Source organism: Aeromonas sp. S18(2024) (assembly GCF_041402525.1).
GTDB classification, from domain to species: Bacteria; Pseudomonadota; Gammaproteobacteria; order Enterobacterales; family Aeromonadaceae; genus Aeromonas; species Aeromonas enteropelogenes.
The window spans coordinates 50996-66958 of record NZ_JBGLQV010000017.1 but is presented as its reverse complement, the minus strand read 5'-3'; the positions used below and the strand labels follow the sequence as shown (position 1 = coordinate 66958).

12 protein-coding genes and 2 tRNA genes are annotated in these 15963 nt (G+C 60.6%); 6 read left to right on the top strand and 8 right to left on the bottom strand.

All coding sequences use genetic code 11. The features are described from left to right. The first annotated feature begins 45 nt into the window (after positions 1–45). Entirely contained in the window at positions 46–4386 is a 4341-nt protein-coding gene (locus ACB034_RS20315) for a VWA domain-containing protein (protein WP_371173610.1), read from the top strand. 68 nt (positions 4387–4454) lie between these two features. On the opposite strand, the gene ACB034_RS20310 is transcribed toward ACB034_RS20315, so the two are convergent. Beyond that, positions 4455–4949, bottom strand: a complete 495-nt coding sequence (locus ACB034_RS20310) for a hypothetical protein (protein WP_371173609.1) — start codon at positions 4947–4949, stop codon at positions 4455–4457. Between the two features lie 169 nt (positions 4950–5118). Here ACB034_RS20310 and ACB034_RS20305 point away from each other — a divergent pair, with 169 nt between their 5' ends. Then, entirely contained in the window at positions 5119–7083 is a 1965-nt protein-coding gene (locus ACB034_RS20305) for an EAL domain-containing protein (protein WP_371173608.1), read from the top strand. Positions 7084–7137: 54 nt separating this feature from the next. On the opposite strand, the gene rraB is transcribed toward ACB034_RS20305, so the two are convergent. After that, the gene (gene rraB, locus ACB034_RS20300) at positions 7138–7473 is read right to left on the bottom strand and encodes a ribonuclease E inhibitor RraB (protein ID WP_042028378.1); all 336 of its coding nucleotides are present in this window, start codon (positions 7471–7473) and stop codon (positions 7138–7140) included. Positions 7474–7704: 231 nt separating this feature from the next. On the opposite strand from rraB, the gene ACB034_RS20295 reads away from it, so the two are divergent. The 3 genes from ACB034_RS20295 (at position 7705) to ACB034_RS20285 (ending at position 9564) form a co-directional block, all read left to right on the top strand. Next, positions 7705–7780 (top strand) — tRNA-Phe (locus ACB034_RS20295). Positions 7781–7784: 4 nt separating this feature from the next. Next, positions 7785–7860: transfer RNA gene (locus ACB034_RS20290), tRNA-Asn, on the top strand. A 429-nt stretch (positions 7861–8289) separates the two neighbouring features. Beyond that, positions 8290–9564 (top strand): alpha/beta hydrolase, encoded by a 1275-nt coding sequence (locus tag ACB034_RS20285; protein ID WP_371173607.1) that lies wholly within the window; start codon positions 8290–8292, stop codon positions 9562–9564. Positions 9565–9621: 57 nt separating this feature from the next. Here the strand turns inward: ACB034_RS20285 and ACB034_RS20280 are convergent, their stop codons facing one another. Then, positions 9622–10599 carry a cytochrome-c peroxidase gene (locus ACB034_RS20280; RefSeq protein ID WP_268856471.1) on the bottom strand — a complete coding sequence of 326 codons (978 nt, stop codon included), beginning with the start codon at positions 10597–10599 and terminating at the stop codon, positions 9622–9624. A gap of 448 nt (positions 10600–11047) precedes the next feature. Between ACB034_RS20280 and ACB034_RS20275 the strand changes: the two genes are divergently transcribed. Further along, entirely contained in the window at positions 11048–11773 is a 726-nt protein-coding gene (locus ACB034_RS20275; protein ID WP_042072758.1) for a carbonic anhydrase, read from the top strand. 59 nt (positions 11774–11832) lie between these two features. Here the strand turns inward: ACB034_RS20275 and ACB034_RS20270 are convergent, their stop codons facing one another. The 5 genes from ACB034_RS20270 to ACB034_RS20250 are packed head-to-tail and all read right to left on the bottom strand — an operon-like array spanning position 11833 to position 15959. Next, on the bottom strand, positions 11833–13077 hold the full coding sequence (locus ACB034_RS20270) for a beta-ketoacyl-ACP synthase (protein WP_371173606.1): 1245 nt from the start codon (positions 13075–13077) through the stop codon (positions 11833–11835). Beyond that, the gene (locus tag ACB034_RS20265; protein ID WP_371173605.1) at positions 13074–13799 is read right to left on the bottom strand and encodes a 3-ketoacyl-ACP reductase FabG2; all 726 of its coding nucleotides are present in this window, start codon (positions 13797–13799) and stop codon (positions 13074–13076) included. The genes ACB034_RS20270 and ACB034_RS20265 overlap by 4 nt, the downstream gene beginning before the upstream one ends. Continuing rightward, entirely contained in the window at positions 13796–14257 is a 462-nt protein-coding gene (locus ACB034_RS20260; protein WP_371173604.1) for a thioester dehydrase, read from the bottom strand. Before ACB034_RS20260 ends, ACB034_RS20265 begins: the two co-directional genes overlap by 4 nt. Then, positions 14254–15420: a beta-ketoacyl-[acyl-carrier-protein] synthase family protein gene (locus ACB034_RS20255; RefSeq protein WP_371173603.1), complete on the bottom strand. Its 1167-nt coding sequence runs from the start codon at positions 15418–15420 to the stop codon at positions 14254–14256. Before ACB034_RS20255 ends, ACB034_RS20260 begins: the two co-directional genes overlap by 4 nt. After that, a complete protein-coding gene (locus ACB034_RS20250) occupies positions 15417–15959 on the bottom strand; it encodes a DUF3261 domain-containing protein (RefSeq protein WP_371173602.1) in 543 nt (180 codons plus the stop codon). Before ACB034_RS20250 ends, ACB034_RS20255 begins: the two co-directional genes overlap by 4 nt. Positions 15960–15963: the final 4 nt, after the last annotated feature.

Here is a 15963-nt window from a genome sequence, read left to right as displayed (position 1 = left end):
CTGGACGACGTCTATGCCGAGCCGGCCGAGCGCTTCCAGGTGAGCGTGAGCGAGACCAGCGGCGGTGGCTACGAGCAGGCCCCGGCGCTGCCGGGGGCGGTGACCACCACCGTCAGCGACGAGACCGTGCCGGGCGCGGAAGACACCGTGTATGCCCAGCTCGAGGTGGACCAGTCGAGCGTGGCCGAAGGTGGCCAGCTGGTCTATACCGTTAGTCTTGTTGATGGCAAGGGTAATGCTGTCACCGTCCCTGCCGGTAAAGAAGTGGTAGTCAACCTTGCATGGGGCGGTCCTGCGGCTAATGACTCCGATACGACGGGGCGGTTGAACTCGGTGACCATCGGCTCTGATGGCAAGGCAACATTTACCGTAAACACGGTTAATGATGCGACTTATGAACCGTCAGAGGGGCTGGTCGCGACTATCAGTGGCATTGGTAGCAACACGGCATTCGAGGCCATTGTCGCTGATGCCGGCAAGGATCGCGTTACTTCTACCATCTTGGACAATGATGCGCCGCCGAGTGTCGTGGTGAATGGCAGTGTGACCGTATCGGAAGAGGGATTGGCCAGTGGCTTGCCAGATAATGGCGGTAACACGGATACGACCAACTCGGTGGTGGGTTCCGGTACGCTGGTCGTGAATGATGTCGATAGCAGCCGTGTGACGGTGACTCTGAGCGGGCCTTCCAATCTGACTTCGGGTGGTCAGGCCATTACCTGGACCATGGTTGGTCAGACACTGGTAGGCAGCGCTGCTGGCAAGGCAGTGATCGAGGTGGCTCTGACGGCTCCGAATGCGAGCGGCAAAGGGGAGTGGACCTATGTCGTGACCCTCAACGGGCCAGTTGATCACCCTGTCGCTGGCCAAGAGGATACGCTTCGCTTCGACCTGGACGTAGCCGTGAGTGATGGACAGTCCAGTGTCATCAGCAAGCTGCCGATTATTATCGAAGATGATGCTCCAATAGCCGGTAACAGCGTGGCTGTCTCTGTCACCAGTACCCAGATCCCGGATGTTTTGACCGGTAAATTCAGCCTGACTGGATATTCCGGTGACAAGTCGGTGATCGATGCCGGTCGTTTCACCATTACGGCCAAAGGGTTCGAGTCTGCCACGTCCTCCAAGTTGATCGATGCCTCTGTCAATGGTTCGTCGGATGGCATCGGGGTCAAGAGTGTGGGGGCGCCTTATCACAACCTGTCGAATGAAGTGGATTTCCGCAAGTTTGCGGATGGCTCCAGTGCCTCCGAACAGCTGGTTTTCAAGCTGGATGCCGGTACGGTTGCTTACGGTGCCAAGCTCGAGTTCAGCAAGATCTATGGTGGTGAGCTGGAGAGCGGGGTGGTGGAGTTCTGGCGTGATGGCAAGCTGATTGCAACCCAGACGTTCAGTTCCAATACCAGTAGTGGTGATTATGCGGCCAACTTCCAGGTCCAGCTGGGAGGCTTTGACACCATGGTGATCAAGGCTACCGATAACGGTAACGCCTTCACCACCAAGGACAACAGTGACTTCACCATCAAATCTGTCGAGTTCTTGGGCTCCGATACGCCTCAGGCTATCGCCTATGGTTCCGGGGCGGTCAATCCCCAGTGGGGGGCGGACGGCAAGGGGGCGCTCGAGCTGGTTTCCGGCGAGAGCGGACTCAAGACCGCCGCTGGTTCTCTGATCAGCTTGGTAGCCGATGGGGAGAACACCCTGCTGGGTAAGGATGAAAACGGTAACCTCATCTTCAAGCTGGAGTTCACGCCAGGTAACGGTCAATGGGAATTCTTCCAGTACAGGGAGATGCAGCGTCCCGTCGGTGATGGTGATATCGACTTCGTCTTCAGGGCCGTGGACAAAGATGGTGATGGGGCCTTGGGCAGCTTCGCAGTCAACCCGTTGAGCGCACCTTCCATTGCCACCGTATCTGATGCGTCGGCGACCGAGGGTGGTTCACTGGCTCACAACGTGACTTTGACGGCCGCGACCAATGTTGCGACCGAGTACAGTCTCTCTATTCTGGGGACCGGCGCTTCACCGACATCGGCCGGTGATCTGGGAAGCCTGACTTTCAGCAATGGGGTGAGCTACAACAGCCAGACTGGCAAGATTGTCGTTCCTGCAGGGGTGAGCAGCTTCACCGTGTATGTACCTGCGGTCGATGATCGCCTCGTTGAGTCGGATGAGCGGTTCCAACTGACCATAGGTGGCGTGAGCGGATCGGGTGTCATCCACGATAACGATGCGCGTCCGACTCTGGCGATTTCCGGGCAGGTACAGCTCTCCGAAGAGGGGCTGGCAGGAGCATTGCCAGATAGTCAAGGCAGTGTGGATACTACCAACAGCGTTGTGGCATCTGGCAAGCTGGTCGTGCAAGACGCCGATAGCAGTCAGGTGAGTGTTACCCTCAACGGCCCCACCGGGCTGACGTCAGGGGGGAGTGCCATCACCTGGAGCATGTCGGGGCAGACCCTGATAGGCAGTGCCAATGGCAAGCCGGTGCTCGAGGTCAAGCTCACACCGCCTGATGCCACGGGTAAGGGAGAGTGGAGCTATCAGGTGACCCTCAAGGGGCCTGTCGATCACCCTGTAGCGGGTCAGGAGGATACACTTCGCTTCGAGCTGGACGTGAATGTGTCTGACGGGCAGTCGGTAACCACCGGCAAGCTGCCGATCACCATTGAGGATGACAGCCCCATGGTGGTCACGCCTCAGGCAGGGCATATCGATGGCTCGGGGATCCAGACCAATCTGATGTTGATCGTCGATGTATCGGGTTCCATGGACTATGCCTCTGGCGTTCCAGGCAAGACGAGACTGGATATTGCCAAGGAGTCACTCATTTCCCTGCTCAATACCTATGACAGTCTGGGTAGCACCAAGGTGCGTATCGTGACGTTCAGCAGTGAGGCCGATGACATCGGTGAGCGCTGGATGACGGTGACCGAGGCCAAGACCTATGTTTGGTCCTTGCGAGCAGATGGGGGCACCAACTACAAGGATGCCATCAACGAGAGTATCGATGCGTTTGCCGACCCGGGTAAATTGACGGGACAAGGTGTGCAGAATGTCAGTTATTTCTTCTCCGACGGGGAACCATGGGCAAACTATGGGGTACCCGAGAACAAGTGGCTGAACTTCCTCAAAGCAAATGACATCAAGAGCTTCGCCTTGGGAATGGGTTCTCAAATCAATCAAGATGCACTCAATCTCGCTGCCTATGACGGGGTATCCGAGCAGAACACTGATGCCATTGTCGTGACCGATATGGGCAAGCTGGATCAAGCCATCAGCGGTACGGTTCAGCGAGAAGTGAGCGGTGATCTCTTTGGCCTGGCGGGAACCGGTGCCGGTGCTGACGGTGGCGCCATCAGCACAGTGCGCGTCGATGGTCACATCTATGTGATCGAGAATGGTCGTCTGGTGAGCGGCGCAACTCAGGGGGGAAGCTATGATGCTCAGCATCAGCAACTGATGATTACCCTGGGTAATGGTGACAAGCTGACCATTGGTCTGGTGACGGGGGAGTATCTTTACCAAACCAGTCAGCTTGGCGCTCAGAGCAAGATCATCGGTTTCGATCTGGTGGATGCGGATGGTGATAAAGCGACAGGATCGCTGGCCATCACCATTGAGCCGTCAGACAACGGACGAACCTTCGCAGGTAATGATGGCGATGATCACCTGACAGTGCTCAACGACAGCCAGGTGCATATCGCCTTGGGTGGTGTGCATGGCGGTGGTCCTCAGGTCATGATCGAAGAGAATATCGACACTCGTTCCGGTGTGACTCTTTATGGTGGCAAGGGGTATGACCATCTGACCGGGGGCCAGGGGGAGGATATTCTGATTGGGGGAACCAATGGACACGGCTCTTCCGGCCCGATCAGCGTGGGTGGCAAGCTCTACTACGGGGATGTACTGACAGGAGGGGATGGTGCCGATACCTTCCAGTGGCAACTGGGGGATGCCCTGGAGCAGGGCTCAAATAATGCAGCCATGACTCCCGATCACGCCATTGACTATATTACCGATTTCAATGTGGAGCATACGTCAGGCTGGCAACAGAGCAGTAACGGCTGGAATTACTTCAAGAGTGTGGACATCGCCCACTCCGACAAGCTGGATCTCTCCGATATGCTGGATCACAGCGGCAGCAATTTGGAGGGAGATATCAGCAAGTTGCTTTCGGCCTTCGAAGCTCAAGATGGCGTGCATTTGCAGGTGAAGTCGGCGGCGGGGAGTAATCAGGTCAGTCAGGAGATTGTCTTGCTGGGCGAGAACTTCAGTTCAATTACTGGGGATTCCAATGGAGTTTATGGCCCATCTCAGGCGGATGCTTCCCAACAGGTAATCAACTATATGTTGCAAAACCACTTGCTCGATATCGACAAGTAATCCCGGTTCGGGGCAACAAAAAGCGGCAGAGAAATCTGCCGCTTTTTTATTGTTCGAAGAGCGTGAAATCAGTTGCCGAGGGTGGCGAACAGACTCTGCTCCAGAGTGCCGCGAGAGACGCAGACCGGCTGGATGGAGGGGGCGGGCACGCGCTCGCCGGACGACTCGACGAAGAACAGCTCGGTGTTGCCCTTGACGTTGACGGTGGCCACGCTGTTGTTGCCGCTCTGGGTGATGATCAGGTTGATCTGCAGGTTGGGGTTGCCCAGTGCGACCTTGGCACCCATGGTGCCGCAATCGAGCCACTCCAGCCCGTCGGCGGCCTGGCTCACGCTGGCGGTCATCAGACCGGAACCGCGCTGGCTGTTCTCGATGCTCAGACCATGATCAGAGAACCATTTTTCGGCGCGCGCCCATACCAGATCCACCGGGATCGCCATCTCCTGGGTGTTGTTGGTGGCCTTGGCAATCGGCGGATTGTAGCGATATGCCTCACCACCATTGTTGTCACCAGCACAACCAACCAGCAGCAGCGCCAGGGCGCCCCCCATTATTTTTTTCATTTTTCTCTCGTCCATAAACAGGCCATTGGCCAACCGGTGCCCATTATCGCTGGTGCGCCATTTTCTGTCAGCAGGCATCCTGCATCCAACGCCTCGTCAATTTGTCCGCCGCTTTACAAAATGAGTTGTCTATCATAGATTTGCTCGAAATTCCTCCATAAGCGCCTCCGTGAACAACATCCTCACTCCGGATCTGCTGCAACAGATCATCGACCACTTGCCCATGAGTATCTTTTGCCGGGATAAGCAGGGGCGTTATCTGTTCGTCAATCGCCGCTTTGCCAGCGAGGCACAGTACGCCTCACCGGCGGAGCTGGTTGGCAAGACGGATGCACAGATGCCCTGGGGGGATGTGTTTCGCAGTGAAGACGAGAAGCTGCTGGCAGAGGGGAGCCCCCTGCTTAACCAGCAGCTCTATTGCCAGAACGGGGAGCGGGGCAGCTGGTCGGAGACCCACAAGATCCCCCTTTACAACGAGGCGGGGGAGCCCTGCGCCGTGTTTGGCGTTGTCAACGAGATAGCTGAGCGCAAGTCACTCGAGGAGACATTCAGGAAGCAGCAGCTGTTGCAGCGCTTTCTGCTCGATGCGATCCCGGATCTGATCCGTTTCGATGACCACAACGGTGTCTTGCTGGAGTGCAACCAGGCGTTTCTCGACTTCGTTGGCCACAACGCCGTGGAGGTGCTGGGCCAGCAGAGCCAACATATTCTGGCGGCACCCCAAGGTATGGGGCCCGGAGAGTGCTGCCTGCTGGATGCCCGTGGTCAGGGGCGACACATGGATATCACCCGGGTGGATGTGCCTGGGGGCGATGGCCACTCCCTGGGAACGCTGACCCTGGGGCGCGACATCACGGGCCTGCGCACCACCCAGGCCCAGTTGCAGCAGGAGCAGCATTACGACAGCCTGACCGGGTTGCTCAAACTCTCCCGTTTTTTGCAGACCAGCCGTCATCTCGGCACCCGTAACGCCACCCTGGTGCTGATCGACCTGCACCATTTTCGCGAGATCAACGATCGCTTCGGGATCCGGATCGCCGACCGCCTGCTAAGCCAGGTGGCCAAGCGTCTGCAGCAGCTGGCGCCTCCTCGTACCCTGCTCTGCCGGGTGGCGGCCGATGACTTCTGTCTGCTGCTGCCCGAGCTCAGCGAGCCACTCTCGACATGGTGCCGCCATCTTCAGAAACAGCTGATGGAGCACTACCTGATTGAGGATCACCGCATCCAGATCCCGGTGTTTCTGGGGCTGGCCCAGGGGCGGGCGAGCGATGCCGAGCGTTTGCTGAGCCATGCCGAAGCTGCTCTGGCGCAGGGCAAGCAGTTGCAGCAGAACTACACCCTGTTCGATCCCGCACTTCATGCCAGGCTCAAGCGGCGTCAGCTGATCGCCTCCCAGTTACCGCTGGCCATCAAGGCCGCCCAGCTGGTTGCGGTCTACCAACCCATCATCTGCACCCGCAGCCATCGGCTGCATGGTACCGAGCTGCTCTGCCGCTGGCCCCATCCAGAGCTTGGGATGATCTCCCCCGAGGAGTTCATCCCGCTGGCGGAGGAGATGGGCCTCATCGGCCAGCTCGGTCAGCTGATGCTGGAGCAGGGCTGTGCCCAGTTGGCCCAGTGGCAAGCTGCGCTGCCGGACATGGTGCTCTCCATCAACCTGTCACCACTGCAGTTTCGGGATCCGGGGCTGTGCGAGCTGGTGCAGGGCTGCATTGCCCGGCACGGGCTCAAGGCCAGTCAGCTGGAGCTGGAGATCACCGAAGGGGTCTTGATGGAAAATGCCGACGAGATAGAGACCAACCTCGACAATCTGCTGGCCGCCGGTTTCCAGCTGGCCATCGATGATTTCGGTACCGGCTACTGCTCGCTCGCCTATCTGCCCCGCCTCAAGGTGGCGACCCTCAAGCTGGATCGCAGCTTCACCCAGGGACTGGAGAGCAACACGGCCACCGCGGCCATCATTCGCTCGGTGATTGGCCTGGGTCATGAGCTGGGGATAGGGATCACCGCCGAAGGGGTGGAAACCCCGGAGCAGCAGCAGTGGCTGATGGAGGCGGGGTGTGATCGGCTGCAGGGGTATCTCTTCAGCCGCCCCCTGCCGCCGGAGGAGTTCGCCGCCACCTATCTGGCGTAACGCCCCAAACAACAAGGCCACCGTCAGGTGGCCTTGTTGTTTGATGAGGGGACATCACTCCTGGAAGTAAGTACCCCAGCCATCGTAATCCACCCCGTATTTCTCGAGGATGGGCATCATCTTGGCGATATCGGCGACGATCGCTTCGACATTCAGCTTGCTCTCGCAGGTGGCATCGAAGCAGAAGATGGTGGCGCCGTCATCCAGCTCCATCTCCTCGGCATCGGTTACCTCGAAGCCGGCCTTGAACAGATCGACCGCGGCCTTCTCCAGACGGTCGAAGTCCTGGCAGGCGAAGTGGTGCTCAATGTCGTAATCCGCATCGGGATTGCTGCCGTCGGCCAGCAGTTCATTGACGATTTCGGTGGTCTCTTCACGCCACTCTTGCATATTCAGACTCATGTTGCCTCCAGGCGTTATCATTGCGGCAAAGCATACTCGCAGAGTGCATCCGGCTCAATGCGGCAGATCGGTGGTGGCAGGATAATGTTGCTGGCAGGCCCCCGTATCACCTTGAAATGGTGAATAACTGCCCGTTACGTTCAGATGTTGAGCGAACGCGCTTTTTATCTTGCATTGCGGTTGACACCCGGCGCCGGAAAGGGTTTAATGCGCGCCGTTGCCCAGATAGCTCAGTCGGTAGAGCAGGGGATTGAAAATCCCCGTGTCGGCGGTTCGATTCCGTCTCTGGGCACCACAATTCCTCCTTAGTTCAGTCGGTAGAACGGCGGACTGTTAATCCGTATGTCACTGGTTCAAGTCCAGTAGGAGGAGCCAAATTCGAAAAGCCCGCTCAATCGAGCGGGCTTTTTTCGTTTATCAGTTGCTGTTGCAGGCGGCCAGAAACAGGGTGGCCCCGCAGGTGGCGCCGAACACCAGCATGCCGGTCTGCAGCACGCCGCCAGGGCTTGCCATCTTTTCCTTCTTTCTGACCCTGATTCACCTGGGTTTCATCGCGCTCTTCTCCCTGCTCGCTGCGTCCATCGGCCTGCATTTTACGTGCCGGCGTACGTGCCGGCGAGCCATCTTGGTCGAAGGCAACATGGACGTCAATCGTCCTTGGCGAAGATGTTTCCGGTCGCTGTGGCTTGCGCCATCCTGAGTGTTTAACTCATTGTTAATGTTTTGAAAAACCGAAGTGACCCGGCATCTTTGCAACGTTATGATGAGGCCCATCATGTTCCCATCCTGACGGAGAGATCCCAGATGAACAGCCCCCTGCACTATGTCCTGGACGGCATCCATTGCGAGCCGCATTTTTTCACCGTCCCGCTCGATCACGACGATCCGGATGGAGACAGCATCACCCTGTTTGCCCGCACTCTCTGTCGCAAGGACAAGCTGGATGACAAGTTGCCCTGGCTGCTCTATCTGCAAGGGGGGCCGGGTTTCGGGTCGCCGCGGCCGACCGCCAACAGCGGCTGGCTCAAGCGGGCGCTGCAGGAGTTTAGGGTGGTGCTGCTTGATCAGCGGGGGACCGGCATGTCGAGCCCGATCCATGGCCAGCTGCTGGCTGCCATGACGCCGGCGGAGCAGGCGGCGTACCTCAGTCATTTTCGCGCCGACAACATAGTACGTGATGCCGAGTTCATCCGGATGGAGATCTCTCCTTCCCATCGCTGGAGCCTGCTGGGGCAGAGCTTTGGCGGCTTCTGCTGCCTCACCTATCTCTCTTTGTTCCCGGACAGCCTGCGTGAGGTTTACATCACGGGGGGCGTCGCCCCGATCGGGCGCAGTGCCGACGAGGTGTATCGCGCCACCTATCAGCGGGTTGTCGACAAGAACCGCGCCTTCTTCGCCCGCTTCCCCTATGCCCAGGGCATTGCCAACCGGCTGGCCACCCATCTGCACCAGCACGATGTGCGCCTGCCCAACGGCCAACGGCTGACGGTGGAGCAGTTCCAGCAACAGGGGCTGGATCTGGGGGCCAGCGGCGCCTTTGAAGAGCTCTACTACCTGCTGGAAGAGGCCTTTATCGGGGAGCAGATCAACCCGGCCTTCCTCTATCAAGTGCAGGGGATGCAGCCGTTCAACACCAATCCGCTGTTTGCCGTGCTGCACGAGGCCATCTACGCCGAAGGGGAGGCGACCCGCTGGGCGGCCGAGCGGGTCCGAAGCGAATACCCCCTTTTCGACTGGGAACCGGGCAAGGACTTCGCCTTCACCGGCGAGATGATCTTCCCCTGGATGTTCGATCAGTTCCGCGAGCTGGTGCCCCTCAAGGAGGCGGCCCATCTGCTGGCACAGAAGCGTGACTGGGGCCGGCTCTATGATCCCGCCCGGCTGGCCCGCAACAAGGTGCCGGTGGCCTGTGCCGTCTATGCCGAGGACATGTATGTGGAGTTTGATTACAGCCGCGATACGCTGCGCACACTGGGCAACAGCCGGGCCTGGATCACCAACGAGTATGAGCACAACGGCCTGCGGGTCGATGGTGAACGGGTGCTCGATCGCCTCATCGCCCTGAACCGGGATTGCTGATCCGTCTTGGATTGTGTGGCATGAAAACAGGGGCCTGATGGCCCCTGTTTCGATTGCTCAGCTCTTGACCACCGGCTTCGGGGTGTCGGGCTGGGAGGGGGGCAAGATAGGCAACACTATTTGGGGTTGTTCACCAGTCAGGCTCTTGAGGTAGGCGGTCATGTCTTCGGCCTCCTGATCCGTCAACTGCTGGCCCAGCTGGATATCGGCCATGATCTGCACCGCCTCTTTCAGATCCCAGACCGAGCCGTCATGGAAGTAGGGATAGGTCAGCTCGATATTGCGCAGGGTGGGCACCTTGAACCAGCCGATGAACTGCTTCTCACCGGTGACGGCTCCGCGCCCCTGGGCCGGGTTGTCGGTCTTGAACGGCTTGACCAGCCCCATCTTCTGATAGGAGTTGCCACCGATGGCAGCGCCGTTGTGGCAGGCGGTACACCCCTTGTCCTTGAACAGCTGATAGCCCTTGAGCTGCTGCGCCGTCAGCGCCTTGCTGTCACCCTTCAGCCAGCGATCGAACGGCGCATTGGGGGTGACCAGGGTCTCTTCGAAGGCGGCGATGGCATCGGTCACCTCCTTGATGTCGAACTCTGCCTTGCCGTAGACGGCGTTGAAGCGGGCGCGGTATTCGGGCAGGGTGCGCAGGGTCTCCACCGCCAGCTTGTGGCTGAAGGCCATCTCCAGCGGGTTTTCGATGGGGCCGGCCGCCTGGGCTTGCAGATCCTTGGCCCGGCCATCCCAGAACTGCACGAAGTTGAGGCTGGAGTTGAGCACGGTCGGCGAATTGATCGGCCCCTCCTTCCACTTGTGACCGAGGGAGCTGACCTGGTTGTCCACGCCCCCCGTGGCCAGGTTATGGCAGGAGTTGCAGGAGATGGCATTGGATTTGGAAAGTCGCGGCTCGAAAAACAGCATCTTGCCCAGTTCGACTTTTTCCGGTGAGCTCACCTTGGCTGCTTCTATGGGTTGAATGGGTTCGCTTGCCCAGCCCATCCCGGGCAGGGCAAGCACCATTAACAGACAATATTTATTCATTCTTTTTCTCTCCCTTTTGGCTGTGCCTAACAGCAGCCCCAGCCTGACCGGGAAAGCCTGGTTGTTATTTGCTCAAGATCAATTGAGTACAACAAAAACCACATTAAAAACAATGAATTGGATAATTACGGACGGACTGGTGGCGGGGTCTTGCGAGGAAAAAACATGCGAATTTCTGAACAGTAATTTATGGCCTAATTCATCATTTCCCATAGCCAATTAATTAGATTGCTACCATTGAATAAAGCGATTATCCAATATGCAGAGACAGCGAGTTTATTAATTAGATTTATTTAAAATGCATTATTGAATGCCATCAATAACTCGCTGCCAATAATAAATATTCCGGTCTGAACCACTGCACCCTGCATTCCAGAAATGCCGCCCTCTTTACCTGCCTCGATGAGGAGAGGGACGGCCCGCTTTTCAATCAAGATTAGGATGCATGATGAAAACGTCTCTGCTGGCTTGCAGCCTGTTGTTCGCTCTTCCCGCGTTTGCCGCGGCCCCGCACTGGGAATACAGCGGGGCGGCAGGTCCCGACCACTGGGCCAAACTGACGCCGGAATTCAGCCCCTGTGCGGGCAGCAACCAATCTCCCGTGGATCTGACCGGTCTGGTCGAGGCCGATCTGCCCCCTCTGGTGTTTCACTACCGTGCCGGGGGCGAGTTCGCAAGCAACAACGGTCATACCGTGCAGATCGGCTATGCCCCTGGCAGTACGCTTGAGCTCGATGGCATGAGCTTCGAGCTCAAGCAGTTCCACTTCCACGCGCCGAGCGAGAATCATATCGAAGGGAAATCCTATCCGCTGGAGGGGCATCTGGTGCACGCCAATGGCAGGGGGGAGCTTGCCGTGGTGGCGGTAATGTTCGAGGTGGGCAAGGCCAATCCCGTGCTGGCCGAGGCGTGGCGGCAACTGCCAATCAAGGCGGGTGAGAGCCATGCCCTCAAGGCACCGGTTGCGGTCGAGCAACTGCTGCCCGCCAAGCGTGACTACTACCGCTTCAGCGGCTCCCTCACCACGCCCCCTTGCTCGGAAGGGGTGCGCTGGCTGGTGCTCAAGCAACCGGTCGAGGCCAGCCAGGCCCAGATCGATGCCTTCAAGGAAGTGATGCACCACCCCAACAACCGGCCGGTGCAGCCCCTTAACGGCCGTGTCGTCCTGCAATAAGGAATGAAGAGGGGGAAATAGAAAGATGCCAGTCAGCGTTTGCCAACTGGCATCTTTGCTTATGGTTGCGAGTTGTCCCAGCGCCGGAAGATGAGGGAGGTATTGATGCCGCCAAACGCGAAGTTGTTGGACATCAGGTATTCGATCTCCGGCAGCTCGCGGCCCGTTCCCGTGATGTGATCGAGAGGGGCACAGGCCGGATCCGGGTTGGCGAGATTGAGGGTCGGAGCAAACCAGCCATCGTGCATCATCTCCAGCGACAGCCAGGCTTCGATACCACCGCAGGCCCCCAGGGTATGGCCGAAGTAGCTCTTGAGGGACGAGATGGGGGTCTGGTCACCAAAGATGGCGGCGGTTGCCTGGCTCTCGGCGATGTCGCCGCGTTCGGTGGCTGTGCCGTGGGCACTGATGTAACCGATCTGCTCGGGGGTCAGTCCCGCCTGATCCAGCGCCATCTGCATGCACAGCTGCATGGTCTGGCTCTGGGGCTGGGTGACGTGGGCCGCGTCGCAGTTGGTGGCAAAGCCCACCAGCTCGGCGATGATGGGGGCGCCGCGCGAGAGGGCGTGTTCCAGCTCTTCCAGCACCAGAGTGCCGGCCCCCTCACCGATGACCAGACCGTCGCGATCCCGATCGAACGGGCGAGGGGTGAGTTCGGGGGTGTCGTTGAGCTGACTGGTGGCGAACAGGGTGTCGAACACCACGGCTTCGGAGGGGCAGAGCTCCTCTGCGCCACCCGCCACCATCACTGTCTGGTAGCCGTGGCGGATCGCCTCATAGGCATACCCAATTCCCTGGCTGCCGGAGGTGCAGGCGCTGGAGGTGGGGATGACCCGGCCACGCAGGCCGAAGAAGAGGCCGGTATTGACCGCCGCCGTATGGGGCATCATCTGCACATAGGTGGTGGCGGTGATGCTGGCGGTGGTCTTGTCGTTGAGCATGGCGCCAAAGGCGCTGATGGGGGCCGTGCTGCCGGTGGAGGAGCCGTAGGCGATGCCGGTACGGCCATCGGTCAGCACAGGATCACCCCGCAGCCTTGCCTGCTCCAGCGCGAGCTCGGTGGCCACGGTGGACATCTCTGAGACGCGACCCATGGCGCGGGTCTTCTTGCGCGGATAGTGGGCCGGCAGGGAGAAATCGGTGATGGGGGCCGCCAGCCGGGTGTTGAGCCCGTCGTAGACGGCCCACTCCGGCATGGTCACCACGGCGCTGCGTCCTGCCTGCAGGCTTGCCTTCACACTGGCCCAGTCGTTGCCAAAGGCGGTCACACCGGCCATGCCGGTGACGACGACACGTCGGTTCATATCAGGCCTCCGTTGATGGAAATCACTTGTCGGGTCACGTAGCCGGCGATGTCGGACATCAGATAGGAGACCAGACCCGCCACCTCGTCCGCCTGTCCCATCCGCTTGAGGGGGATCATCTTGAGCGCCTCGCTCTCTACCTCGGGGCTCACCATGCCGGTGTCGATAAGGCCGGGGGCCACGCAGTTGACCGTAATGCGCCGCTTGGCCAGCTCCAGTGCCAGCGCCTTGGTGGCGCCGATAAGGCCCGCCTTGGAGGCGCTGTAGTTCACCTGGCCACGGTTGCCCATGATGCCGGAGACTGACGACAGGGTGACGATGCGCCCGCCACGGCGCAGCCCGATCATCGGCATGATGCAGGGCTTGAGCAGGTTGTAGAAGCCGTCGAGGTTGGTGTGGATGACGTCGTCCCACTCCCCGTCCGTCAGGGCCGGGAAGGCGCCGTCGCGCACGATACCGGCGTTGCAGACCACGCCGTAGTAAGCGCCGTGCTGCTCGATGTCGGCCTCAAGGCGCTCGCGGCACTGCTCCCGATCGCCGATATCGAACTGGATCAGGCGCCCGCTCCCCCCTTGGGCGACGATGTCGTTGAGGGTCGCCTGGGCGCCCTGTTGATCCCCGTGATAGTGGGCCACCACGGCAAAGCCGTCGGCGGCCAGTTTCAGGGCGATGGCCCGGCCAATCCCCTTGCTGGCGCCGGTTACCAATACGGTCGAGTTCATTGTGATTGGGTCTCCAGTAAGTCTGTCAGTTGGGCTGTCGTGGGCTGGTAGGTGCTCAGGCGCGCCTTGGCGCACAGGGTCTCACTTTGCAGGATGCGGCATTCGAAGCTGGCCATGCCGGCGTCCTGCAGCAGGCAGTGCGCCTCGATGCGCAGCAGGCTGCCGGCGGCAAACGTGGGCAGCTGGCTCTCGTATTTGCGGGTGCCGAGCAGCATGCCGATGCGCACCGGCTCGCTACGCTGATGCGCCTGCAAGCCGGCCCAGGCGGCGATGGTCTGGGCCATCAGCTCGATGCCGCACCAGCCGGGCAGATTGCCCTGTGCATCGAGCAGCAGGGCGTGCCGCTCGCCCACCCGGGTCTCGCAGCTGATGCTCTGCGCCGCAAACACCGTGACGCGATCGAGCAGCAACATGGGCGCCTGGTGAGGCAGCAGTTGTTCTATGGGAGGAAAAGTCATGGTGCCTCTTTGCCAAAGATAAGGCTCACGTTGTTGCCACCGAAGGCAAACGAGTTGGACATGATGATGCGGGCCGCCCCGGCCTCCCTGACCAGCGTGAGCGGGGCAAGACTCGGGTCTTGCTCTTCCCCTTGCGGGGGCAGCGGCAGGGCGCGCTCCAGGAGCAGGCAGCACAGCGCCGCCTCGGTGGCCCCGGCCGCCCCAAGGGTGTGGCCGGTCAGCACCTTGGTGGAGCTCACCGCCACCCCGTGGGGGAAGAGGCGCGACAGGGCCAGGCTCTCCATCTCGTCGTTAAGACGGGTGGCGGTACCGTGGGCGTTGACGTAGTCGATGCGCTCGGCCTCGAGACCGGCGCGCGCCAGCGCCATGCGCATCGCCCGCTCGGCCCCTTTCCCTTGCGGGTGCGGCGCCGAGATGTGCCAGGCATCCGACGACTCCCCATCCCCCAGCAGGGCCAGGGGGGCGGGATCGCGGCTCACCAGAAACAGGGCCGCTCCTTCGCCGATGTTGATGCCGTCGCGCTCCGCCGCAAACGGACGGCAGCGCCGCTCGCTCAACGACTCCAGGCTGTCGAAACCGTTCAGGGTGAGGCCGCACAGGGCGTCGGCACCGCCGACCAGGGCCACATCGGCCTGGCCGCTCTCGAGCAGGCGGCGCGCCGTGATAAAGGCCCGCGCGCTCGACGAACAGGCGGTCGAGATGGTCATCGCCGGTCCCAGTATGCCCAGATGCTCGGCAAGAAAGGTCGACGGGGATCCCAGCTCCTGCTGGGCATAGTCGAAGCGGGGTGACATCGCTTCACCTCTTAGCTGCGCCGCCACGGCCGCTTCGGCCTCGCCGATGCCGGAGGTGCTGGTGCCGAGCACCAGAGCTACCCGCTCCACCCCCACCCGGCTGATGGCCGCGCTCACCTCGGCTTCGATGTCGGCCAGGGCGGCGAGCAGCAGCTGGTTGTTGCGCGAGTCGTGGCGGGGTTGCGCCACCTCGGGCAGCGGATCGCTCACCCGCCCCACCGGCGAGGTGCGGCCATCGACCAGGGTCCAGTGTTCTTTATCAAGCGGGCTCTCACCCCGGCTATGCCACCCGTTGAGGGCGTCGCACACCGCCTCCTTGCCGCGGCCGAGGGCATTGATAAGGCTGTAGGCGTGAACGTAGAGGGTCATGGGGCCAGGCTCTCCAGTGTCAGGGCATAGCCGAAGAGGTGCTGGGTCAGGCTGACCGGCTCGCGCTGGCCTTGCCAGGTGTGGTAACGGATCTCGGTGACCAGCTCTCCGGCGGGATCGGTGAGGCGCCTGACATCTCCCTCGTCCTTGAGCTGCCAGCCGGCGGGCAGGCGGGGCCGCCAGTCGGCCACGGGCCAGTAGCAGAGCATGACATCCGCCAGCACCTGGGCGGGGGGCGGCAGGGCGTTACCCGGCAGGGGAAGCAGGCGCTCGCTATGAATGCCGCTTTGGTCGTACTGCACCTTGAACAGGCGTGCCCCGGTGGGCATCAGGCCGACCAGGGTGATCCCTTGCGGGCCTGCCTCCAGGGCGGTGAGCAGCTGGTACTGCTTGCCCTGGGCGCTGGCCAGCAGCAGTTGCTGGCGGGTGAGAGGTTCGGCCAGGGTGGGCGCCGGCAGCGACAGGGGGACGTTCGGGGCGATAAAGGCCTCCACCCCCTGCCGGCTGCTGCAGCCGCCCAGCAGCAACAGCAAACACATCAGA

Coding starts and splice junctions, on each gene's coding strand:
- ACB034_RS20310 (WP_371173609.1), bottom strand. CDS start 4,949: ATGAAAAAAATAATGGGGGGCGCCCTGGCGCTGCTGCTGGTTGGTTGT.
- rraB (WP_042028378.1), bottom strand. CDS start 7,473: ATGCAAGAGTGGCGTGAAGAGACCACCGAAATCGTCAATGAACTGCTG.
- ACB034_RS20285 (WP_371173607.1), top strand. CDS start 8,290: ATGAACAGCCCCCTGCACTATGTCCTGGACGGCATCCATTGCGAGCCG.
- ACB034_RS20280 (WP_268856471.1), bottom strand. CDS start 10,599: ATGAATAAATATTGTCTGTTAATGGTGCTTGCCCTGCCCGGGATGGGC.
- ACB034_RS20275 (WP_042072758.1), top strand. CDS start 11,048: ATGAAAACGTCTCTGCTGGCTTGCAGCCTGTTGTTCGCTCTTCCCGCG.
- ACB034_RS20270 (WP_371173606.1), bottom strand. CDS start 13,077: ATGAACCGACGTGTCGTCGTCACCGGCATGGCCGGTGTGACCGCCTTT.
- ACB034_RS20265 (WP_371173605.1), bottom strand. CDS start 13,799: ATGAACTCGACCGTATTGGTAACCGGCGCCAGCAAGGGGATTGGCCGG.
- ACB034_RS20260 (WP_371173604.1), bottom strand. CDS start 14,257: ATGACTTTTCCTCCCATAGAACAACTGCTGCCTCACCAGGCGCCCATG.
- ACB034_RS20255 (WP_371173603.1), bottom strand. CDS start 15,420: ATGACCCTCTACGTTCACGCCTACAGCCTTATCAATGCCCTCGGCCGC.
- ACB034_RS20250 (WP_371173602.1), bottom strand. CDS start 15,959: ATGTGTTTGCTGTTGCTGCTGGGCGGCTGCAGCAGCCGGCAGGGGGTG.